Below are 22,674 nucleotides of genomic sequence, written 5' to 3' on the forward strand. Positions count from 1 at the left end.
CGATTTCGTACATAGCCTAGCAGAGACTCCTGTCAGAAACTGTCAGGAGCCGCAGGGTCCATGCTTTGCTGTATCGTGAGCCTGCCATTCATCCAGAGGATTCCACCATGCGCAAACTCCTCGGCCTGGGCCTGCTGTTGCTGACCCTCAGTGCCTGCGCACTGTTCTCCGGTCGCGACCCGTTGAATATCAACGTGGTCGGGATCGAGCCACTGCCCAGCCAGGACATGGAGATGCGCTTCGCCGTGACCCTGCGCCTGCAGAATCCCAACGAGACGGCCATCGCCTACAACGGCGTAGCCCTCGACCTGGAGGTGAACGACCAGCCGCTGGCCTCCGGTGTCAGCAACCAGCAGGGCACGCTGCAGCGCTTTTCCGAAACAACGCTGACGGTACCGGTCAGTGTCTCGGCCTTTTCCATGCTGCGCCAGACCTTCGGCCTGAGCCAGGCCCGCAGCCTTGACGGCGTGCCCTACGTACTGCGCGGCAAGTTGGCCGGGGGACCGTTCGGCACGATGCGTTTCGTCGAGCGGGGCCGCCTGGACCTGCCGGGTTCCAATACCAGCCGCTGGTGAACCAGCACCTGCTGGGCGACACGAAAGGCTGTTATAAGGAGCCTTTCGACTCCGCCCGGGACGGCACGCATCATGGACAGATACCCCACCCTGCACAGCGAACGGCTGATCCTGCAACCGATGACGCTCGCCGACGCACCCGCCGTCCAGCAACTGTTCCCGCACTGGGAAGTGGTGCGCTATCTCAACGCCCTGGTGCCCTGGCCCTATCCGGACGACGGCGCCTTGAGCTATCTGCGTGATATCGCGCTGCCCGCCGTCGAACGCGGCGAGGAATGGCACTGGTCGATGCGCCTGAAGACGGCACCGGAACAGATGATCGGCTCCATCAGCCTGATGAACGAAACCGACAACAACCGCGGCTTCTGGCTCGCACCGCAGTGGCAGGGCCAGGGGCTGATGAGCGAGGCCAGCCGCGTGGTCACCCGTTACTGGTTCGAAGTCCTCGACCGGCCACTGCTGCGCGTCCCCAAGGCCGCGCCAAACCTGGCCTCGCGACGGGTTTCGGAGCGTGAGGGCATGCGCCTGATCCGTAGCGAGGAGCGCGCCTTCGTCAGCGGGCGACTGCCCTGTGATATCTGGGAAATCACCCGTGAGCAATGGCGGCGCGGCCTGACGCCTCAGTCCTGAATGAAACGCACGCCCGGCTTGGCCCGCTCGTCCACTCGCAGTTCGAACACATCCGGACGCGAATAGTGGCCGGTCACGTCGAAATCATAGCGGGCCCGTACCAGCTCGTCGGTATCGATCTCGGCGGTCAGCAGGCCGGCTTCGCCCACCAGCGGCCCGGCCAGCACATCGCCCATCGGCCCGACGATCAGGCTGCCACCGTTGATCAGCGGGCGCTCGTCCGGCCAGTTCTCGACACTGCCGCCCAGCGCCGCCGGCGAGGGCTGGACCTGGCAGGCGGTGACCACGAAGCAGCGGCCCTCGCAGGCGACATGACGCATGGTCACCCGCCACATTTCCCGTTCGTCCACCGTCGGTGCACACCAGACGTCCACGCCCTTGGCGTACATCGCGGTACGCAGCAACGGCATGTAGTTCTCCCAGCAGACCGCCGAACCGATCCGCCCGGCCTTGCCTTCCACCACCGGCAGGGTCGAACCGTCGCCCTTGCCCCAGATCAGCCGCTCGGTACCGGTCGGCATCAGCTTGCGGTGCCTGGCCACCAGGCCTGCCTGCGGGTCGAAGAACAGCACGGTGCAGAACAGGCTGTGACCGTTGCGCTCGATCACGCCAAGTACCAGGTTGGCCCCGGTGCGGGCCGACAGCCCGGCCAGTGCCTCGGTTTCCGGGCCCGGAACGTCGATCGCATTGGCGTGATAACAGGCGAACGCTTCACGCCCTTCCGGCAGGCGGTAGCCCAGCTGGGTGCCGAAGGTCTCGCCCTTCGGGTAGCCGCCGAGCAGCGCTTCCGGCATCACCACCAGGCAGGCGCCGGAGTCGATGATCGCCTGTTCGTAGGACAGGATCTGTTCCAGGGTCTCGCCCTTGCCACCCGGCAAGGACCCGATCTGCAAGGCGGCAACGATGGATTTGGACATGAGCGGTTCTCCATGACGTGAGTTCGTGTTGCAGATTGTCGCGGCGAAGTCGATCATGAATAAAGACCACTTCATCACTGAATGATATGAACAACACGAATATCAAGACCCTGGATCTGAACCTGCTCAAGGTCTTCGAGGCCCTGCACGACGAGTCCAGCGCCAGCCGCGCGGCCGTGCGCCTGGGCGTCACCCAGTCGGCCATCAGCGCCGCCCTGCGCCGGTTGCGTGAGGTCTATGGCGATCCGCTGTTCGTGCGTACCGGCCGCGGCCTGGCACCGACCCTGTGCGCCAACCAGCTCAAGCCGGTGATCAGCGAAGCCCTGAACAAGTGCCGGCAGAGCCTGGCGCTGGTCGACCCGCAGGCCCAACACTACGAGGGCCGCTCGGTGATCATCGGGCTGTCGGACGATTTCGAGATTGCCTACGGTCGCCGTCTGCTGGAACTGATCGCTATCCAGGCACCCCGTCTGCGCCTGATCTTCCGCCAGACCCACAGCCAGATCGTCGGTGAAGGCCTGATGCAACGCCAGTTCGACCTGGCCATCACCGCTGGCGGCTTCGCCGAACGCCTGCTCAGCCGCCGGGTGCTGGGCGAAGGCGACTACCTTTGCCTGGTCGACCCGCAGAGCCTGGAGGCCGGCCAGACCGGGCTGAGCCTGGAGCAGTTCGTCGCCCGTGAACATATCCTGGTGTCGTCCGGCGGCTTCATCGGCATCACTGACGAAGCGCTGGCCGGCCTGGGATTGGGCCGGCACGTCAGCGCCTCCACCAGCCATTTCGCGGCATTGCCCTACCTGCTCAAGGGCAGCCAGGCCGTCGCCACCATTCCAGCCCATGCCGCCCAGGCCATCGCCGAACTCGGCGGGCTGAGCCTGCTACCCTGCCCCATGCCCCTGCCGCGCTACCCGATCGAGTTGGGCTGGCGCACCAGCGTGTCCCTCGACCCGGCGGTGTTGAAGGTACAGGCGGCCATTTTTCAATGTTTTCACATTGCCTGAGTCATCATGGACACCCCACCCGTAGCCGGTTTTCAGGACAATTCGGGGGAAAAATCCAACCTGACCTGATATGCATTTGCCATCTAGTGTTCTCGGCAGGCACCGGGGAAGGTTAGAATGTAGGAAATAGGGAAGAGTCAATGACAGAGCAGATCCTCTCAGAAGCCGAGTACGACGCGATCACCGATGCCGCCGCGCATTGGTGCATGCGTCTGCATGAGCAGGACTGTACGGATGCCGAACGGGAGCAATTCGCCGCCTGGCTCAAGGCCGACCCGCTGCATGCCAGCGAATACGAGGCGATGCTGGAGATCTGGGAGGTCGCCGACCACCTGCCGCGGCCGCCGCAGGCTGAAGTCATTCCACTGCCCGTCAAGCGCCGCCACTGGTCGCGTTATGGCGTGGCGGCCAGCAGCCTGCTGGCCATTCCCCTGGCCGGTTACATCGGCTGGAGCCTGGGCTGGATACCCAGCTCCTACCAGACCTTCGAAGCCGGCAACCGGGTCGAGCACATCACCCTCGCCGATGGCAGCCAGGTGGAACTGAACCTGGGCAGCCAGCTGACCTACAGCAACTACAAGGATCAACGGCGGGTCACGCTGAAGAAGGGCGAAGCCTTTTTCGACGTCAGCCATGACGCCGAGCACCCCTTCGTGGTGAAGGCCGCCAAGGGCCAGATCCGGGTCACCGGTACCCGCTTCAACGTCTGGATGTATGAGGACCAGGTGCGGGTGACCTTGCTGCAAGGTTCCGTGCTGGTCAACAGCGACAGCAGCCAGCCCGGCGGCTACCGCCTCGATCCGGGCATGCAGGCGCGCTACAAGGCCGGCGACTATGAGCCGCAGATCAGCCAGACCTATGCCAATGACACGTCCCTGGCCTGGCGCAACGGCAAGCTGATCCTCGACAACCTGAGCCTGGCCGACGCCCTGCCGCTGATCAACCGCTACCTGGCCATGCCAGTGCTGCTGGCCGATGCGGACACCGGCGGGATCCGCATCGGCGGGATCTACAGCACCGCCGAGGTGAAGAAACTGGTCATCTCGCTGCCCAAGGTCCTGCCGGTCTACCTGACCCAGAACAAGGACGGCAATCCGGTGCTCAACGCCATCCCGCGGGAAAAGCCCAAGGCCTGAGCAGCCTGCTCAGGCCATCCGTGGAAGCCCACCCTTATGGCAATGGCCTGCCTCAGTACTTCTCGCCAATCACCTGCAGCCGATATTCCTTGTCAGCCCTGATCTGCTCCTCGGTAAACGGCAGCACACTCCAGGCCTTCTGCGAGAACGCCTCGGTCTGGTCACGGAAGTGCGCCGACGCCGGATCGCTGGACAATGACGGTGCCAGCAACCCCAGCGCCCGTGGCCCCTGCTCATCGAAGCTGACCACCTGCAGATAGCTGGTGCCACTGATCACTTCCCGCTTGCCGCCCTCGGCGGGCACACTCTGGATCGCGTTATACACACCCAGCGTCGACGGCCCGCCATGCACCGGCACCGGGTGCCCGCCCAGGCCGACCTGCTGGACATCGCCCCACTGCGTGTCAGCCGTCAGTCCCGCCTTGTCCACGCTCGCCACCGACGCCAGCATCGCCTCGCGCACGGCACTGGCCACCTGCGCCTGCCCGAGGTTCAGCCCACGCGGTGTATGCCGGGGGTTGGCCGGGTCGAATCCGATTCGCCAGATATCCTCCTGTTCGAGCAACTGCGCCATGACGTTCTGGAAGTGCACGAACCCCACGCCACTCTGCAGATTGGCCTGCCGGTCCCAGCTCTTGAGGCTGGCACACAGTGGCGCCAGGGTCGCGGCGTCCGCCCCCAGGTCGGCGCTGCAGAACTGCAGCAGATCCGGCAGCACCTGGCTGGCGAGATAAACCTGGTTGTCCATCACCATCGCCTGCAAGTCCTCGACCTTGACCGGCCCGGCCTGCTTCAGGCGCTCCAGTCGCTCCAGGGCGAAACGTGCACGCGGACTCAACGGCTGGTCCTCGCGGCTGATCAGCGGCGAAAACCCCTTGAGCGGCGCCGCCGGGTTGACCATCCACGCCGAGTCGTTGGAGTTCTGCACATAGTCGCCGCGCTCCAGTTGCGGCAGGCGGCTCGCCGGGAAAATCCCCTTCTGGGGGGCATTCGCGGCGACACGCCAGGCACAGGCACGGCGCGAGCCGTCGAGCACGATCATCTCGTAGCCAGCCCGCGGATCGCTGCACTCGCGCAGCTTGTCGGCATCCACGTACGGCACCACCGACAGGTTCATGTACAGCGCCTGCCCACGATCATCCACCGCCAGGGTGTTGACCCATGGAATCCCCTGGATCCTGTGCACCGCCGCCTGGAACGCCTTGAGGCTGTCGGCGCGATTCATTTCAGCCCACTGCTGCAATACCCGGTCGTTATCCTGGTTGGCATCACGCAGGCTGAACGCCACCTCGCGATTCCAGTCGAGCTTGCCGGGCCATTGCACCACCGGGCCGAACACCGAGCTGTAGACCAGCCGCGAGACCGGCTTCAGGCTGCCGTCCTCCTGCCTGACCTGGACGGTCACCTGGCGCTTGTCCATGGCCCTGGACTTGCCGTCGAGCAGGTAGCGGGTCGGGTCCTTGGGGTCGAGTTGCAGGCGATACAGGGTGAAGTGCCTGGACGTATCGACGGTATGGGTCCAGGCCAGGTGTCGGCTGAAACCGATGTTGACCAACGGCAGGCCCGGCAGCGCCGCGCCCATCACATCGAGCTGGCCGGGAATAGTCAGGTGCATCTGGTAGAAACGCATGCCGCCGACCCATGGGAAATGCGGGTTGCCCAGCAGCAGGCCACGACCGTTGAACGAGCGCTGGCCACCGATCGCCACCGCGTTGCTGCCACGGTCGAGGGCGAACCGCTGCATGCGCTCGGCAGCCACCTGGAACGCCGCCGACGGCCGTTGTGCGGTCTGCTCCGGCGGCGCCGCCGCGGCCAGGGCCTCGACGAACTGCCCGACGCCACCTTCGACCAGCAGACGGCGGGTCAGCTTGACCTGGTCGAGCACGGTGATCGGTCGGACCCAGCCCCCCTGGCACTGCACCGGCAGGCCCTCGGCCTGGCGCTCGCGCAACAGGCGGTTGTAACCGGCGACATACCCTTCGATCCGCTGTTGCATCGGCGGGGTCTGCGCCTGCCAGAACGCGGAGACCGCCGCCGGGCTGTTGAACCAGTTGAAGAACAGGTCGCTGGCGAGGTTGTCCCGCTGTTCGACCGTGGTTTCGTGCGGGCCGAAAAACTTCGACCGTTCGCCATTGACCGTGACGATTTCATTGGCCAGCAGGCACAGGTTGTCCTGGGCATAGGCGTAACCGATGCCGTAGCCCAGGCCACGCTCGTCGCTGGCCCGGATATGCGGGACGCCGAAGGTGGTGCGGCGGATATCGGCACTCAGTTGGCCCCCCTGGGTATCGGCTCCCTGGGAACGGGCATGGGCGCCCAGGCTCAGGCCGATCAACAACGTTGCAAGACAGCACCTGGGAAATGGCCGGGAAATGATCACGCAGACTCCTGATAAGACCGTCGAAAACCAGGCCGCGCGGGGCTCGCCCCTCTCGGACGCCTGGAAAAACCGGCGCCCACGCCAAAGCACGGGGCAGCCGATGCCTGCCCTTAGAAACGAACGGAACTGCATAAATTTAGCCGGCCAGACAGCTGCAGTTCAGCCCAACAACACGGCTGTGACCTGATGTCGACAAATTTTCTACATACGAAGCTTCATGATTTATCCGCCTCGTTCGTCTTTATCCAAAGAGAGCAGACATCACTTTCCTGATCAGGCTCTGAAAAGGAGTTTTTCGCATGTACGACCAGCACAGGCCAACGGACGGTATTTCCTTGCAACGCGATCCCACCTACAGCTCGGGCGCCATGTTTGCCAAACCTGCCGAGCGCAATGGCAACGAGCGCATTCGCCAACTGCTCAAGCATTTTGGCCTGCGCACCAGCCTGATCCGGCTGAAGGTGATCGATGCCCTGCTCAATGTCGGCGACGGCCAGCGACGCCTGGGCGTACGCGGCGTTCACGGCCACCTGCTGGAACTGGACATTCCGCTGTCCTTTCTCAGCGTGCGCGAAGTGCTCAAGCGCCTGTGCAGCGAGGGCGTGGTGGTGCTGAACACGGACAAGACCTACAGCCTGCATCCCGACGCCCTGACGGCGCTGGAACAACAGGACTGAAACTCGACAACGCGGCATGGAGATATACCGCGTTATCGTTCATCGTCGGCACGCCGCCCGTTGCGGGCCGGCGGCGCCGGCCTTCAGGGCTTGACCTTGCGGCGCATCACGCCGTTGATGATCACCACCACCACCGCCACGCCAATCGCGATGTACTGGAACAGCTTCTCGCTGATCACGCCGATGTTCTGCAGGTAGGTGAGGCCGAACATGATCCCCAGTACTACCAGGACGACCAGAATCGAGTATTTCAAACGTTGTGCCTGGGTCATTGCATGTATCCTGAAGGAAGCCCGGAACGCCGGGCTTCGGGTGAAATGTATCCGCTTTGTATCGACACTCATGCCAAGCACCTACAGTGCCCGACGAATAAGCCGACCAAAACGCAGTCTCATGATACAGGCGAGCAGGAGTTTTCGCTGCCCGCCTTCAACCATGAGGATGTGTCCATGTTTCGTCGAATCACACTGCTGATTCCCGCGTTGATCCTGTTGTCACTGAGCGGCTGCATCATCATGCCGCGCGACCACGGTGGCTGGCATGACCACCGCTACTACGGCGGCCCCGGCTATTACGGTGGCGGCCCAGGCTACTACCATCGCTGACATTCACGGGTGAGCCGACAGCTCACCCGTTTCGTTTCTGTTGCGCCCTTGCCCTCAACGCTTGAAGCCGATGCCCGGCCGGGCACACACCTCCACCAGCCAGTCGACGAACACCCGCACCCGTTGCGACAACTGTCGGTGTGGCGGGTACAGCGCCGCCAGCGGCAAACCGGGTTGCGCAAGCCCCGGCAGCACCTCGCACAACCGCCCGTCACGCAATTGCTCGACCACATGGTAGTAGGGAATCTGCACCAGGCCGAACCCGGCCTCGCAGGCCGCCAGGTAGCCATCGGCACTGCTCACCGAGAGCTGCCTGGGCAGGTGCAGTTCCTCCACCTGGCCGTCGCGCAGAATGTCCAGGCCATAACGCCTGCCGCTGACGCTGGAGAAGTATTCGACCATGCGATGCCCGGCCAGCGCCTCCAGCGACTGCGGCACGCCCTGCTCGCGCAGGTACGCCGGGCTGGCGCAGAGCAGTTGCTCGATGGTCACCAGCGGTCGCGCCACCAGCGACTCATCCAGCACCGCGCCGCCGCGCAGCACGCAATCGATCCCATCGCGAATGAGGTCGACGGGGCGATCGTTCAGGCCGATCTCCAGCTCGATCAGCGGATAACGCGCGGTGAACTCCGGCAGGGCCGGGATCACGATCAAGCGGCCGATGGCCGCCGGCATATCGACCCGCAGGGTGCCACGGGGATTCAGGCGCGCGGAACGGAATACCGCCTCGGTCTCCTCCAGGTCCGCCAGCAGTTGCACGCAACGCTGGTAGTAGGCCTCGCCATCGAGGGTGGTGCTGACCTGGCGGGTGGTGCGGTGCAGCAGTTGCACGCCCAGGTGCGCCTCCAACTGCTTGACCAGGATCGTCACCGAGGCCCGCGGCAGTTGCAGGCTGTCGGCGGCCTTGGCGAAACCGCCCAGCTCGACGATCCGGGTGAACACGCGCATGGCGTTGAAGCGGTCCATTGGCCGTCCATTCTTTGGCAAAGATTATTTGGAAAATACAAACAGTGATAACACTTTTAGCCGGTTTATCGGCTTTTTGTCGAGGACCAAAATGGGCCAACCTCACCTCAACGGAGCGTCAGCGATGCAAACTCGCCAACTGGGCAAGAACGGCCCGCAGATTTCCGCCATTGGCCTGGGCTGCATGGGCATGAGCGATTTCTACACCACCGGCAACACTGACAACGACAACCGCGAAGCCATCGCCACCCTGCACCGGGCACTCGAACTGGGCGTGACCCTGTTCGATACCGCCGACATGTACGGCCCCTACCGCAACGAGGAACTGATCGGCCGGGCCATGGTCGGCAAGCGCGACCAGGTGTTCCTGGCGAGCAAGTTCGGCATCCTGCGCGACCCGGCCAACCCCGCGCTGCGCGGGGTCAACGGGCGGCCGGAGTATGTGCGCAGCTCTATCGACGGTACCCTTCAGCGCCTGGGCATCGACACCCTGGACCTGTACTACCTGCACCGGGTCGACCCGCAGGTGGCCATCGAGGAAACCGTCGGCGCCATGGCCGAGCTGGTCAAGGCCGGCAAGGTGCGCTACCTGGGCTTGAGCGAAGCCTCGGCGAGCACCCTGGAGCGGGCGCACAAGGTCCATCCGATCAGCGCCCTGCAAAGCGAGTACTCGTTATGGAGCCGCGACCCGGAGCACAATGGCTGCCTGCGGGCCTGCCAACAGCTGGGAATCGCGTTCGTGCCCTACAGCCCGCTGGGGCGTGGTTTTCTGACCGGGTCGCTGAAAACTCCGGAGGACTTTGCCGCCGACGACTTCCGCCGCGACAACCCGCGTTTCCAGGGCGAGAACTTCGCCAAAAACCTGCAACTGGTCGAGCAGGTCCGCGCGTTGGCGGCAGAAAAAGGCGTCACGACCGGCCAGTTGGCGCTGGCCTGGGTGCTGGCCCAGGGTGACTACCTGATCCCGATTCCCGGGACCCGGCAGCGCAAGTACCTGGAAGAGAATGTCGCGGCGCTGCAAGTACGGCTGAGCGCTGCCGAGTTGCGGGCGCTGGACGAGGTGTTCCCCATGGACGCGGCGGCCGGTAGCCGTTATGCGGAGGCGGTGATGCAGGGGCTCAATCGCTAGGCCTGGAGCAGCATGCGGTCCTGGGGTCGCTTTCGCGGGCAAGCCCGGCTCCTACAGGGCGCAGGCGTGCGCAAGGTTTGTTTGCGACTCGCCGCTGTAGGAGCAGGACTTGCCCGCGAAGCATCCAACACGGGCCCCCAGCCAAACACTAGAAATCGCGCTTGTAGAAGATATCCAGCGAACTGGCCACACCACTCGCCGCCTCCAGGTACACCCGCTTGCTCAACAGGTAACGCAAGGCAATGGTGTTGGCCGGTTCGAACACCCCGACCCCGTAGCGCAGGCTCAGCTTCTCGGTGATCTTGCCGCTGGCCACCACCGCCGTCTTGTTGCCGCTGCCCTGGGTATCCAGCTCGAAATCCTGCACGCCAAGTTTGTTCGCCAAGTCCGAGGTCACCGACGAACTGCCCATCAACCCCAGCCCCAGTGCCGCCTGGGCGAGCATGTTGTTGTCTTCGCCGGTGGTGCTCAACGGCCGTCCCAGCACCAGGTAGGACAGCGCCTGTTCCTGGCTCATCGCCGGCTCCGAGAAGACCTGCGTGGTCGGCTGCTCGGCGCTGCCGCTGAGGCGAATCCCGGCAATGACGTCACCAGTCTGGCGGATCGCCTCGATATCCAGGTACGGCTGGTCGACCGGGCCGGCGAACAGCAGGCGCGCACGGCGAATGCTCAGCTTCTGCCCGTAGGCGCGGTACCGCCCATCGTTCAGGCGCAGTTCGCCCCGGGTGTCGAGGTTGTCACCGATGTGCACCTGCCCCTGCAAGGTCGCGGTCAGGCCGAAGCCGCTGAAACTGAGCTTGTCCTGGCCCACCACGACATCGATGTCCATGGCGATCGCCAGTGGCGGCTTGCCCTCCTCGATCTGGTGCCCGACGATCACCGTGTCGTCCGAGACCTTCACCGTCGATGGCGGCAGCTCGCGTACGGTGATCTCGCCCTTGGGCACCAGTACCTTGCCGACCACCGCCAACCTGTCGCCGTGCATCGTGATGCGCAGGTCCGGCTCCACCTGCAACGCCGCGTAGGGTTCGACGTTCACCGGCAACTGCTCGCCCTTGAGCGCGATGTCCACCGCCAGGGCCTCGGCCCAGCCGATATGCCCGCTCAGGCTGCCCTGGCCAGACTCGCCGCCCTTCCAGCTACCGTTGAGCTGGACATTTTCCCCGGCGATCTGCGCCTGGACCCGCAGGTCGCTGAGGGTGGTCGGCAACTCCGGCCCCGACACCGCGCCATCGCTGAGCAGCAGGTTGCCGTTGACCTGCGGCGCCAGCAGCCCGCCGGACAGCCGCCCGCTGCCATCCAGGCGCCCGGCCAGCTTCTCGACCATCGGCACGAACGGCCGGATCACCGCGATATCGAGGCCGCCGAGACGAAAATCGCCGCTCAACGGCTTGTTCCTCGCCAGCGGATTGATCTGCGCCTGCAGGGTCAGTTCGCCCAGCCTGCCACCGCGAAAATCCAGGCTGGTGTCGACCCGCCGTGGCGCCAGGTCGCTGGTCAGCCTGAGGGTTTCATAAGGGAACTCCAGCCACTGGCGACGCTTCTCGCGCACGCGCAAGGTGCCGCCGCTGGCATCGACCAGGATCCGGCCTTTCGGGCCGCTGGCCGGCAGGTCCAGTTGCAGGTCGGCATTGAGCCGGCCCTGCCAGGCGAAATCCCGAGGCATCCACTGCGCCAGGCTTTCCAGCGGGAATTGCTTGAGGTGCATGCGCAACCTGGGTTCGGGCAGCAGTCGCTGGTCCTCGCCACACAGGCTGGCTTCGCCGGAGGCCCAGCAGTGGGCACCGAATGTCAGGCGACCGTCGGCCAGGCGCTCAAGCTTCGCCGGCCCCTGCAACGTCCAATCCTGCCCGCCGGTGCGGATATCGCCCGAAGCCAGACGCCCGCGCCAGTTGCCCCGGTCCAGCGTACCGTCGACACCCAGCGCCAACTTCAACAGCGGGCCTTGCAGGTCCAGTTGCACCTGCTGGCGCTTGAGATCACCGTTGCCGCTGACGTGCAGGTTTCCCAAGTCGGTTTCGCCGAGCTGGATCGCGTTGCCCTTGAGCTCAAGGCGGGCGCGCTGGGCCTGGTCGAGGTTGGCATCGAGGCTGAGGCTCTGCAGGCGGTTATCGGCGAATGCCAGTTGCTGCCCCTGCAGGCTGAGCTTGCCCTGGGGCGCCTTGAGGCTGCCGGCGACGTCGACGCGGCCCTTGAGCTGGCCCCGCAGTTGCGGCCACAGCTGGCCCAGACGCGGTAGATTGAGATCGAGCTGGCCGGCCAGTTGCTGCTGCAGGCGACCATTGCCAGTGATGCGGTTGTCCCCCAGGCGAACATCCAGGGCACCGAGGGTCCATTGTTCGCCGCTGCCGCCAGCCTTGGCCTGGAGCACCGCCGGCTGCCCGCGCAACTTGCCCTTGAGGTCGATATCGGCGCTCAGCTCGAGCCGTTCATTCCTGAACTCGCCCTTGCTGCGCAATGGGCCGGCCAGGGTACCGGGCAACTGCGCCACCCAGTAGGCGGGGTTGAGCGCGCTGAGGTCCAGCGCCGTGTCCCAGGCCACGCCGTCGGCAAAATGCAGCTTGAGCGAGCCGCTGGCCTTGCCCTGCCCCGCCGTCAGTTCGAGCTGGGGCAGGGCGATCTGCTGCAGGTCGCCACTGAACGGGCTGAGCAGGCTGAAACGCCCGGCCGGGCCATCGAGGTCGGCCTTGAAGTTGCCCAGGTAGTTGCCATCGGTGTAGTGCACCTCGCCGACGAAGGTCCGCGCCTTGACCGCCGGTTCGTCGACCAGCGGATAGAGGCGATGCCAGGGAAAGTCCAGCCAGTCGACCGTGCCATCGGCGCTGAAGCCCTTCTGCCAGTCCAGTTGCCCGCTGACCTTCAGGTGCTGGTCGGCGCCGGCATCCAGTTCCAGCGCATCGATCTGCGCGCCCTTGGCATCGACCCGGCCGTTCAGCAGCAGGCCGACCGCGCCCTGCTCGGCCGGCAGGCTGGCCTTGCCCTGCAACTGGTAGCCGTTCTTCAGGTCGCCATTACCGGTCAGTTCCAACTGGTTGAGTTGCAGGGTATCCGGCAGGTCGGCACTGGCCTTGAAGCCGTCGGCGGTGATCTTCACCTGGGCCGGCAGGTTCTGCGCCAGGGCCTGCAACTGGCCGGTCAATTGCCCCTGCAGATAGCCGCTGCTGTCGGCCTTGAGGTTCAGGGTCTTGAGCAGGTCGCCCTGGATAGCCAGGGCCAGCGCCCAGGGCGTATCGCCGGGTGCCGGCAATATCAGCCGACCCTGCAACGTCAGCGGCCACTGGGCCACCGGTTGCAGCAAGCCGGACAGTTCCAGGCTCAGATCGTCGCGGCGTACATGCAGGGTGTCGATCTGCAGGCCGGCCGCGGTCCAGTGGGCCGCCAGTTGCAGCTCACGGAACTGCTCGCTGCCATCGAGCAGCAGGCTGCCGACCCGTACCTGGCCGAGACGGACGCTCAGCGGCAGGTGCAGATCCGGCAGGGTCAGCGGCCCGCTATCGGCCGCCTGCCCGCCCGGTGGAAACTGCAGCTCGACCCGCTCGACCTCCAGTTGATCGATACACAGGCTCAGTTGCGCCAGGCACGGCAGCGACCAGTCGAAGCGTGGCTGGCTCAGTTCGACGCGACTGCCGTCCTGCTCCCAGCGCAACCGATCGGCACTCCACTGGCCGCCCAGGCGCCCCTGGAAGTTGTCCACCGTCAGCCCCGGCACCTGCGCCAGCAGCCAACGGCTGCCACCCTGGGTGCCCAACAGGGTCGTCACACTCACGACCATGAGCAGGACCAGCGCAAGCAGCACCAGGCCGAAAATTTTCAAACCACGCGTCACAACTCAGGCCCCATGGAAAAGTGCAGACGAATACCGCCCGGATCATCCAGGGCATGGGCCAGGTCGAGACGGATCGGCCCGACCGGCGAAACCCAGCGCACGCCGATACCGACGCCGGTCTTCAGGCTGGGAAAGTCCAGGGTGTTGAACGAGTTGCCCTGGTCGACGAAGGTCGCGACCCGCCACTTGTCGGCAATCGAGTACTGATACTCGAGGCTGCCGGCGACCATGTAGCGGCCACCGATCCGGTCACCCTCGGAGTTCTCCGGGGACAGGGTCTGGTACTCGTAGCCACGTACGCTCTGGTCGCCACCGGCGAAGAAGCGCAATGACGGCGGCACCGACTTGTAGCCGTTGGTGGCACTGCCGCCGAACTGCACCCGACCGAGAAACCGGTGCCTGTCCCAGACCGTGGTCAGGCCCTTGAGCAAGGCGGTGCCGTACAACAGATTGTTGTCCGAGCCCAGCCCTTCCTTGGCGACCTTGGCATCGAACTGCAGGCGGTAGCCGTTGTGCGGGTCGATACGGTTGTCACTGCGCAGGTACGAGTAGCTGACGCCGGGCATGAGCAGGGTACTGAGGCCCGAGTCGTCGCCCAGGCGATATTCCTCGCGCTGCCATTTCAACGAGATCACCCGCTGCCAGCCGTTGGGCAGCTTGCTGTGCCACTCCGGGCCGACGGTGAGCAGCTTGCTCAGGCTGTCGGTGTTGGCCAGCTCTTCATACTGGTAACCGGCCGCCCAGCGCAGCTTGTCGGTCAGCGGCGGGTCCAGCGGATGGTCGTACCACACGCCGATGTTCTGCCGCGGCGCGGAAATCTCGCTTTCGATGCCGTAGCTGTCGCCTTCGCCGTTGACCCAGTGCCGCGTCCAGCTGGCCTTGCCGCGCGGTCCGACGTCGGTCGAGAAGCCGAGGCCGAGGCCGAGCGTGCGGGGCTTGCGGGTGTCCAGTTGGACATCCACCGGAATCACCTGGGCAGTGGCGGCGGTCGGCACGGCGTCGACCCGCACGCCCTCGAAGTAGCCGCTCGATTGCAGGGCCTGGTTGAGTTCGGCGATCAGCTCGGAGTCGTACGGGGTATTGGGCTTGAACGGCACCATGCGTTGCAGCAGGTCCTCGTCGAAGGGCGTGTCGCCGGAGAACTGCACCTTGCCCAGGACATAACGCGGGCCGCTGTCGTAGACCAGCTCGATATCGGCTACGCCGGCCTGCGGGTCCACCAGCAGTTTCTGCGAGGTGAAACGCCCGCTGAAGAAGCCGTAGCGCGAGGCCTGGTTCTGGATCAGCCGCTTGGCGTCCTCGTAATGACCGTGATTGAGCACGGCGCCAGGACGCAGCGCATCGCTTTTGGGAACACGGAAGGCCTTGAGACTGGCGGCGGGCCCGTCGATCCGCACCGTGACATTGCGCAGGTGCACCGGCTCGCCGGGATCGATGTTGAGGATCAACCGCGGCGTCTTGCCACCCTCGACCTCGCTGTCTATGCGCGGCTGGTAGTAGCCGAGGGCCTGGGCCGCTTTGCGCGCCTGCTCCTCGGCCCCCCGGCTGAAGCGTTCGAGCGCACGCTCGCCACGATCGCCGAGGCTGCCGATGTAACCTTCCACATTGGACTTCAACTCATCGTTGGCCGGTTTGACCCGAACATCGAGTTCACTCTGTGCCAGCGCTGCCGTACTGCACAGAAGCAGGAGCAGGCCGCTGGTAACTCTTCCTGAAAACGTCATAGGCGCGGATGCTACCACGGGCTGGGGACCGTCATAGAACCCCGACAGCGTTTAAAAGTTCGACACTCAAGCCGTTGCTGTTTGTAACACCTGTGGATTGGCGTGATAGAACACGTGCTCAAGGATAGGTCCTACAGCGACCTCGCCAATTTCCTCATAACCCTGGCGCTTGTAGAACGCCAGATAACGCGGGTTGCCCGTATCGAGGACCACCCCCTGGGAATGCTCGTCCTCGGCGCACCAGTTGTGCACCGCCGTCAACAGTTGCTCGCCGTAGTGCTGGCCCTGGAACTGCGGATGAATCCCCAGCAGCGGCAGCACGTGCACAGCCGTCGAAGGGATGCAGGCCAGCACCGCCTGGTGATAGTCCAGGTACCGCCGGGTGCACTTGAAACCGGTGCTGAGCAGCATGCGCATGCGCCAGGCCCAGCTTTCGGTAATGCCCAGGCGCCGTAGCGGCGGCGCGATCAGGGCGATACCGATCAGCCGGTCGTTGACCAGCAGGCCGATGGCCGGCAGTTCCTGGAAAAAATGCTGCTTGACCAGCTCCCGCACGGTGGCCCGCACGCGCTGTTCGTAACCGGCGCGCTCGGACTCGAACAGGTAGCCGAAGGTCGGTTCGTGGCGATAGGCGTGATACAGCAAGGAGCGGGCTTCGCGCGAATAACCGCTGTCGAGCAGGTGAATGGCGGCCGTGGTTTCTGGAATGTCGGGCATTGGGGTCACTCTCCCTGGACGCTGCGTGGGCATGGCTGGCTGTCGTTTACGAATGCTGAAGCCGTCCGACAGTTCAAATCACCTCTCCGGCCATGCTTGATAGAGAACGTTAGCAGCGCATTTGTCCTACCGCCACGCTGGCCCGGATCCGACTTGTCGGCTAGCATCGCTGTTTTGCCAGGACTGCCGCCCATGAAGATCGTCTCGTTCAACATCAACGGCCTGCGCGCCCGACCCCATCAGCTGGCGGCGCTGATCGAAAAGTACCAGCCGGACGTGATCGGCCTGCAGGAAACCAAGGTCTCCGACGACCAGTTTCCCCAGGCGGAAATCGAGGCCCTGGGCTACCACGTCAGCTTCCACGGGCAGAAGGGCCATTACGGCGTCGCCCTGCTCTCGCGCCAGGCGCCACTGAGCCTGCACAAGGGCTTCGAGAGCGACGACGAGCAAGCCCAGCGCCGCTTCATCTGGGGCACCTTCGCCGACGCGAACGGCAACCCGGTGACCATCATGAACGGCTACTTCCCCCAGGGCGAAAGCCGCGACCACCCGACCAAGTTCCCGGCCAAGGCCAAGTTCTACCAGGACCTGCAACAGTTGCTGGAGAGCCGCTTCCGCAACGACGCGCCGCTGGTGGTGATGGGCGACATCAACATTTCCCCCGAGGACAGCGACATCGGTATCGGTGCCGACAATGCCAAGCGCTGGCTTAAGACCGGCAAGTGCAGCTTCCTGCCGGAAGAACGCGAATGGCTGGGGCGCCTGAAGAGCTGGGGGCTGGTGGACAGCTTCCGCCACCTGCACCCCGAGGTGAACGACCGCTTCAGCTGGTTCGACTACCGCAGCCGCGGCTTCGAGGACGAGCCCAAGCGCGGGCTGCGCATCGACGTGATCCTGGCCTCCAACGGCCTGCTGTCGCGGGTCAAGGCCGGCGGGGTCGACTATGAACTGCGCGGCATGGAAAAGCCGTCCGATCATGCGCCGATCTGGCTGGAACTGAGCTGATCCGCTCCTTCCAGCACGGGCTTGTCCGCGCGCGGGCAAGCCTGGCTCCCGCAGCGCGCCAACCGCTTCGTCATCTTTCTGCAACCTCCCTGACTCATTCTTGCCGCACTTGTGTTTTCTGAAGGTGCCGCCGCCATGTTGCGTGCGCTCTCCCTGCTGCTTCTCTGGACCCTGGCGCCCCTGGCCCAGGCCACCCTCCCCGCGCCCCCCGAGGACGGTCTGGTGCTGCGCATCCAGGGCTCCAACACCATCGGCGCCAGCCTCGGCCCCGCTCTGGTCAAGGGCTGGCTGCTGGAACAGGGCCTGCACGGCGTGCATGACGCCGCCACCGGCAAGGACAACGAACAGCGGGTCCTGGCCACCACCGAGCAGGGGCGACGGGTGCGCGTGGAAGTCGCCGCCCATGGTTCCAGCACCGGTTTTGCCGCCCTCAAGGCCGGCACCGCCGACCTTGTCGCGTCGTCCCGGCCGATCAAGGACAGCGAACGCCAGGCCCTGGAAAACCTCGGCGACCTGAAAAGCCCCGACGCCGAACAGGTGATCGCCATCGATGGCGTGGCGATCATCCTGCACCCGCAGAACCCGCTGACCCGGCTCGATACCGCGACGCTGGCGCGGATCTTCAGCGGCGAAGTGAAAACCTGGGAGGAACTGGGCGGCATCGGCGGGCCGATCCATCTGTATGTCCGCGATGACCGGTCAGGTACCTGGGACACCTTCCGCGAACTGGTCCTGGCGCGACACGGCAAGGCCCTGGCCAGTGCGGCCAGGCGCTTCGAGTCCAGCGAGCAGTTGTCCGATGCGGTGAGCCAGGACCGCGCCGGCATCGGTTTCATCGGCCTGCCCTATGTGCGCCAGGCCAAGGCCGTGGCGATCGTCGATGGCGACTCGCAGCCGATGCTGCCGCTGGCCAGCCTGATCGCTACCGAGGACTATCCGCTGTCGCGCCGACTGTTCTTCTACCTGCCGCCGGACAGCGCCAATCCCTGGGCCCAGTCGCTGGTGCAATTCGCCCAGAGCCGGGCCGGCCAGGCGATCGTCGCCCGCAACGGTTTCATCGCGCAGAAGGTACAGGCCATGTCGGTGCAGGCCGGCGCGCAGATGCCCGCCGACTACCAGGCGCTGGCGAAACGGGCCCAGCGCCTGTCGGTGAATTTTCGCTTCGAGGAGGGCAGCGCCAGCCTGGACAACAAGGCCCGCCAGGATCTGCAGCGGGTACTCGATTACCTGCGCGAGCGCGGCAAGTTGAACGACCGGGTGACCCTGGTGGGATTCGGCGACGCAAAGAGCGACCCGCAGCGGGCACAACTGCTCTCAAGGCTGCGGGCAATGGCGGTGCGCCGGGAACTGCTCAAGGGTGGCGTGGTGTTGCGCGACATCCTCGGCTTCGGCGAACAGATGCCGGTGGCGGCCAATACCGCCGATGAAGGCCGGATCAAGAACCGCCGGGTGGAGGTGTGGGTCTACTGAAGACCTCGGGGCCCGGTTCGCGGATCAATCCTGCACGTGGGCGCAACGCGTCCCCTGGGGAGCCGGACTCATCCGCGAAAAAGGCGACGCGGTCTCAATGCCCGCTGCGCATCATCTCCCGCGGCACATACTTGCCGATCTCATACTTGCCGATCGCCGCCCGGTGCACCTCATCCGGCCCGTCGGCCAGGCGCAGGGTGCGCTGCATCGCATACATGTAGGCCAGCGGGAAATCATTCGAGACCCCCGCCCCACCATGGATCTGGATCGCCCGGTCGATGACCTTCAAGGCCACGTTCGGCGCCACCACCTTGATCTGGGCAATCTCGCTTTTCGCCACCTTGTTGCCCACGGTATCCATCATGTACGCCGCCTTCAGGGTCAGCAGGCGGGCCATGTCGATCTCCATCCGCGAATCGGCGATCTTGTCGATATTGCCGCCCAGTCGCGCCAGCGGTTTGCCGAACGCGGTACGGTTGACCGAACGCCTGCACATCAGCTCCAGCGCGCGCTCGGCCATGCCGATCGAACGCATGCAGTGGTGAATCCGCCCCGGGCCCAGGCGCCCCTGGGCAATCTCGAAGCCACGGCCCTCACCCAGCAGCACGTTTTCGTAAGGCACCCGCACATTCTCGAACAGCACTTCGGCATGGCCATGCGGCGCATCGTCGTAACCGAACACCGGCAGCGGCCGGACAATCTTCACGCCGGGGGTATCGACCGGCACCAGAATCATCGAATGCTGCTGATGACGCGGCGCATCTGGGTTGCTCAGGCCCATGAAGATCAGAATCTTGCAGCGCGGGTCGCAGGCACCCGACGTCCACCATTTCTTGCCGTTGATCACCCATTGGTCGCCGTCGCGTACCGCACGGGCGGCCATGTTGGTGGCATCGGAGGAAGCCACGTCGGGTTCGGTCATGGCGAACGCCGAGCGGATCTCGCCCCGCAGCAGCGGCTCCAGCCAGCGCTGCTTCTGCTCCTCATTGGCGTAACGCACCAACACTTCCATGTTGCCGGTATCCGGCGCCGAGCAGTTGAACGGCTCCGGCCCCAGGAGCGAGCGGCCCATGATCTCCGCCAGCGGCGCGTACTCCAGGTTGGTCAGCCCCGCGCCCAGTTCGGACTCCGGCAGGAACAGGTTCCACAGGCCCTCGGCACGGGCCTTGGCCTTGAGCTCCTCCATGATCGCGGTAGGCTGCCAGCGATCGCCCTCGGCGACCTGACGCTCGAACACCGGTTCGGCCGGATAGACATAGGTGTCCATGAACGCGGTGACACGCTCACGCAGTTCCTGGACCTTGGGCGAATAGGCGAAATCCATGGGCAGCTACCTTCTTGAACAGGTGGTTGGAGACATGGGATCGATGCTAGTACCGGCTACGAAAATTTACCAAAGCTATTCTCGGCGTGTATTAACATTCATCACCGATATATGATCGGCTGATCGAATACTGACAATAAGAGCGCCGCGAAATGAATCTGAGCAAGGTCGACCTCAATCTTTTCATCGTCTTCGACGCCATCTACACCGAAGCCAACCTGACCCGTGCCGGGCAGATCGTCGGCATCACCCAGCCGGCGGTGTCCAACGCCCTGGCGCGCCTGCGGGAAACCTTCAACGATCCGCTGTTCGTGCGTACCGCCCAGGGCATGGTGCCCACGCCGATGGCACAGAACATCATCGGTCCGGTCCGCAACGCCCTGTCGCTGCTGCGCACGTCGGTCCAGGAAAGCCGCATCTTCAACCCGCTGCAGGCGAACAAGACCTACCGCATCAGCATGACCGACCTCACCGAGGCGGTGATCCTGCCGCCGCTGTTCCAGCGCCTGCGCCGCCTGGCGCCGACCGTGGCGATCGAGAGTTTCCTGTCCAAGCGCCGCGAGACCACCAAGGAACTGGCCGCCGGCCGCATCGACTTCGCCGTCGACGCCCCGCTCAACACCGACCCGCAGGTGCGTCACGTACGCCTGATGGAAGACCACTACGTGTGCGCCATGCGCAAGGGCCACCCGCTGGCGGGCAAGGACAGGCTGACCCTGGACGATTACCTGGGGCTGACCCACATCCATATTTCCAGCCGCCGCAACGGCCTCGGCTACGTCGACCTGGCCCTGGGCAAGATGGGCATCCAGCGCAAGATCGCCCTGCGCTCGCAGCATTACCTGATGGCCTCGCAGGTCCTGCAGCAGACCGACATGGTCATGACCGTGCCGGAGCGTTTCGCCCGCCGACACGAACTGCACTACTTCACGCTGCCGGTCAACGACGTACCACCGGTGGAAACCCACCTCTACTGGCACGAAAGCACCGACCAGGACCCGGCCAACCGCTGGATGCGCGAGCAGATCATCGAACTCTGCCAGCAGGTCACCGCCCACGAGAAGAAGCTCGACAAGGCCTGAGCGACCATCGCCGCGCGACGGGCAGGCCCATGGCGAACGGGCTTGCCCGCCTTCAGCTTGACGTATACGTCAAGCCGCCTTTAGCTTAGGGCCACATGATCTTCTCCGAGCGCTTTCATGAGCAGCCAGACCTACAGCATCTCCGACCTCGCCCGCGAGCTCGACATCACCACCCGGGCCATCCGCTTCTACGAGGAACAGGGCATGCTCGCCCCCGAGCGCCGCGGCCTGGAGCGCGTCTACTCGGCCCGTGACAAGGTGACCCTGAAACTGATCCTGCGCGGCAAGCGCATCGGCTTTTCCCTCGCCGAGTGCCGCGAACTGATCGAGTTGTACGACCCTTGCGGCGGCAACCAGAAACAGCTCAACAGCATGCTGGCGAAAATCGCCGAACGCCGCGCGCAGCTGGAACAGCAACTGCTGGACATCGAACAGATGCAACTGGAGCTCGACACCGCCGAAGAACGCTGCATCCAGGCGCTGGCCCAGACCGTCGAATAGATCGCCCCCCTACCCTGTGGCCCACCACATTCCAGAAGGTACCCGTCCATGTCCCTACCCACCCACGTACGCCTGGTCGAAGTCGGTCCCCGCGACGGCCTGCAGAACGAAGCCCAGCCCATCAGCGTCGCCGACAAGGTGCGCCTGGTCGACCGCCTCACCGATGCCGGCCTGGACTACATCGAAGTCGGCAGTTTCGTCTCGCCCAAATGGGTACCACAGATGGCCGGCTCCGCCGAGGTCTTCGCCGGCATCCAGCGCAAGCCCGGCGTCACCTATGCCGCCCTGGCGCCGAACCTGCGCGGTTTCGAGGATGCCGTGGCCGCCGGGGTCAAGGAGGTGGCCGTGTTCGCCGCCGCATCCGAGGCCTTCTCCCAACGCAACATCAACTGCTCCATCAGCGAAAGCCTTGAGCGCTTCACGCCGATCATGGACGCCGCCCGCCAGCACGGCGTGACCGTGCGCGGCTACGTCTCCTGCGTGCTGGGCTGTCCGTACGAAGGCGCGGTGGCCGCCGAGCAGGTCGCCGCGGTCGCCCGCGAGCTGTATGCCATGGGCTGCTACGAAGTGTCCCTGGGCGACACCATCGGCACCGGCACACCCGGCGCGACCCGCCGGATGTTCGAAGTGGTGTCCGCCAGCGTCCCGCGGGAAAAGCTCGCCGGACATTTCCACGACACCTACGGTCAGGCCATGGCCAACCTCTACGCCAGCCTGCTCGAAGGCATCCAGGTGTTCGACAGCTCCATCGCCGGCCTCGGCGGTTGCCCCTATGCCAAGGGCGCCAGCGGTAACGTCGCCACCGAAGACGTGCTCTACATGCTCGACGGCCTGGGTATCGGCACCGGGGTCGACCTCGACCGGCTGCTGCTGGCCGGCCAGGAGATCTGCGCGGTACTGGGCCGTGCGACCGGTTCGCGGGTCGCCAGGGCGCGGCAGGCGGGCTGAGTGTGTCAGGGTGTTACCGGCTGGAAACACAAACGAGTAACACGGAAACAGATTCGGCGAT

Annotated in this window: 20 protein-coding genes; 12 read left to right on the plus strand and 8 right to left on the minus strand. The window is 64.9% G+C overall.

The window, feature by feature from the left end:
• The first annotated feature begins 107 nt into the window (after positions 1–107).
• Both PF66_RS12060 and PF66_RS12065 read left to right on the plus strand, forming a co-directional pair.
• Complete coding sequence (locus PF66_RS12060) at positions 108–575, plus strand: LEA type 2 family protein (RefSeq protein ID WP_054062815.1); 468 nt, start codon at positions 108–110, stop codon at positions 573–575.
• A gap of 72 nt (positions 576–647) precedes the next feature.
• Positions 648–1,205, plus strand: coding sequence for a GNAT family N-acetyltransferase (locus PF66_RS12065; RefSeq protein WP_054060310.1), 558 nt, complete (start codon positions 648–650; stop codon positions 1,203–1,205).
• Here the strand turns inward: PF66_RS12065 and PF66_RS12070 are convergent.
• Positions 1,196–2,122, minus strand: coding sequence for a carbon-nitrogen hydrolase family protein (locus tag PF66_RS12070; protein ID WP_054062816.1), 927 nt, complete (start codon positions 2,120–2,122; stop codon positions 1,196–1,198). The two genes, PF66_RS12065 and PF66_RS12070, sit on opposite strands and share 10 nt — an antisense overlap.
• 86 nt (positions 2,123–2,208) lie before the next feature.
• On the opposite strand from PF66_RS12070, the gene PF66_RS12075 reads away from it, so the two are divergent.
• Together PF66_RS12075 and PF66_RS12080 are read left to right on the plus strand one after the other, a co-directional pair.
• On the plus strand, positions 2,209–3,123 hold the full coding sequence (locus tag PF66_RS12075; protein WP_054060312.1) for a LysR family transcriptional regulator: 915 nt from the start codon (positions 2,209–2,211) through the stop codon (positions 3,121–3,123).
• 140 nt (positions 3,124–3,263) lie between these two features.
• A complete protein-coding gene (locus PF66_RS12080; RefSeq protein WP_054062817.1) occupies positions 3,264–4,259 on the plus strand; it encodes a FecR family protein in 996 nt (331 codons plus the stop codon).
• A 52-nt stretch (positions 4,260–4,311) separates the two neighbouring features.
• On the opposite strand, the gene PF66_RS12085 is transcribed toward PF66_RS12080, so the two are convergent.
• The gene (locus PF66_RS12085) at positions 4,312–6,639 is read right to left on the minus strand and encodes an acylase (RefSeq protein ID WP_054062818.1); all 2,328 of its coding nucleotides are present in this window, start codon (positions 6,637–6,639) and stop codon (positions 4,312–4,314) included.
• A gap of 299 nt (positions 6,640–6,938) precedes the next feature.
• On the opposite strand from PF66_RS12085, the gene PF66_RS12090 reads away from it, so the two are divergent.
• Positions 6,939–7,316, plus strand: coding sequence for a fe2+ zn2+ uptake regulation protein (locus PF66_RS12090; RefSeq protein WP_054060315.1), 378 nt, complete (start codon positions 6,939–6,941; stop codon positions 7,314–7,316).
• Positions 7,317–7,399: 83 nt separating this feature from the next.
• On the opposite strand, the gene PF66_RS12095 is transcribed toward PF66_RS12090, so the two are convergent.
• On the minus strand, positions 7,400–7,588 hold the full coding sequence (locus tag PF66_RS12095; RefSeq protein ID WP_054060316.1) for a hypothetical protein: 189 nt from the start codon (positions 7,586–7,588) through the stop codon (positions 7,400–7,402).
• A 177-nt stretch (positions 7,589–7,765) separates the two neighbouring features.
• Here PF66_RS12095 and PF66_RS33175 point away from each other — a divergent pair, with 177 nt between their 5' ends.
• Positions 7,766–7,921, plus strand: a complete 156-nt coding sequence (locus PF66_RS33175) for a hypothetical protein (RefSeq protein WP_192842770.1) — start codon at positions 7,766–7,768, stop codon at positions 7,919–7,921.
• A 54-nt stretch (positions 7,922–7,975) separates the two neighbouring features.
• Here the strand turns inward: PF66_RS33175 and PF66_RS12105 are convergent, their stop codons facing one another.
• A complete protein-coding gene (locus PF66_RS12105; protein ID WP_054062819.1) occupies positions 7,976–8,887 on the minus strand; it encodes a LysR family transcriptional regulator in 912 nt (303 codons plus the stop codon).
• Between the two features lie 124 nt (positions 8,888–9,011).
• Here PF66_RS12105 and PF66_RS12110 point away from each other — a divergent pair, with 124 nt between their 5' ends.
• Entirely contained in the window at positions 9,012–10,016 is a 1,005-nt protein-coding gene (locus tag PF66_RS12110) for an aldo/keto reductase (protein ID WP_054062820.1), read from the plus strand.
• Positions 10,017–10,164: 148 nt separating this feature from the next.
• Here the strand turns inward: PF66_RS12110 and PF66_RS12115 are convergent, their stop codons facing one another.
• The 3 genes from PF66_RS12115 to PF66_RS12125 all read right to left on the minus strand — a co-directional run bounded on the left by PF66_RS12115 (position 10,165) and on the right by PF66_RS12125 (position 16,283).
• Complete coding sequence (locus PF66_RS12115; RefSeq protein WP_054062821.1) at positions 10,165–13,842, minus strand: translocation/assembly module TamB domain-containing protein; 3,678 nt, start codon at positions 13,840–13,842, stop codon at positions 10,165–10,167.
• Positions 13,839–15,566: an autotransporter assembly complex protein TamA gene (locus PF66_RS12120; RefSeq protein ID WP_054060321.1), complete on the minus strand. Its 1,728-nt coding sequence runs from the start codon at positions 15,564–15,566 to the stop codon at positions 13,839–13,841. The genes PF66_RS12115 and PF66_RS12120 overlap by 4 nt, the downstream gene beginning before the upstream one ends.
• Positions 15,567–15,632: 66 nt before the next feature.
• A complete protein-coding gene (locus tag PF66_RS12125; RefSeq protein WP_054060322.1) occupies positions 15,633–16,283 on the minus strand; it encodes a GNAT family N-acetyltransferase in 651 nt (216 codons plus the stop codon).
• Between the two features lie 192 nt (positions 16,284–16,475).
• Between PF66_RS12125 and xthA the strand changes: the two genes are divergently transcribed.
• Positions 16,476–17,288 (plus strand): exodeoxyribonuclease III, encoded by an 813-nt coding sequence (xthA, locus tag PF66_RS12130; RefSeq protein WP_054060323.1) that lies wholly within the window; start codon positions 16,476–16,478, stop codon positions 17,286–17,288.
• A gap of 135 nt (positions 17,289–17,423) precedes the next feature.
• On the plus strand, positions 17,424–18,758 hold the full coding sequence (locus tag PF66_RS12135) for a substrate-binding domain-containing protein (protein ID WP_054062822.1): 1,335 nt from the start codon (positions 17,424–17,426) through the stop codon (positions 18,756–18,758).
• Between the two features lie 94 nt (positions 18,759–18,852).
• Here PF66_RS12135 and PF66_RS12140 read toward each other — a convergent pair whose 3' ends face one another.
• Positions 18,853–20,082 carry an acyl-CoA dehydrogenase gene (locus PF66_RS12140; protein ID WP_054060325.1) on the minus strand — a complete coding sequence of 410 codons (1,230 nt, stop codon included), beginning with the start codon at positions 20,080–20,082 and terminating at the stop codon, positions 18,853–18,855.
• A 152-nt stretch (positions 20,083–20,234) separates the two neighbouring features.
• Between PF66_RS12140 and PF66_RS12145 the strand changes: the two genes are divergently transcribed.
• From PF66_RS12145 to PF66_RS12155, 3 genes are all read left to right on the plus strand, one after another.
• Positions 20,235–21,164: a LysR family transcriptional regulator gene (locus PF66_RS12145; RefSeq protein ID WP_054062823.1), complete on the plus strand. Its 930-nt coding sequence runs from the start codon at positions 20,235–20,237 to the stop codon at positions 21,162–21,164.
• Between the two features lie 117 nt (positions 21,165–21,281).
• Entirely contained in the window at positions 21,282–21,665 is a 384-nt protein-coding gene (locus PF66_RS12150) for a MerR family transcriptional regulator (RefSeq protein ID WP_054060327.1), read from the plus strand.
• Between the two features lie 48 nt (positions 21,666–21,713).
• Positions 21,714–22,613: a hydroxymethylglutaryl-CoA lyase gene (locus tag PF66_RS12155; RefSeq protein WP_054060328.1), complete on the plus strand. Its 900-nt coding sequence runs from the start codon at positions 21,714–21,716 to the stop codon at positions 22,611–22,613.
• Positions 22,614–22,674: the final 61 nt, after the last annotated feature.

Source organism: Pseudomonas asplenii (assembly GCF_001293465.1).
Classification (GTDB): Bacteria; Pseudomonadota; Gammaproteobacteria; order Pseudomonadales; family Pseudomonadaceae; genus Aquipseudomonas; species Aquipseudomonas fuscovaginae_B.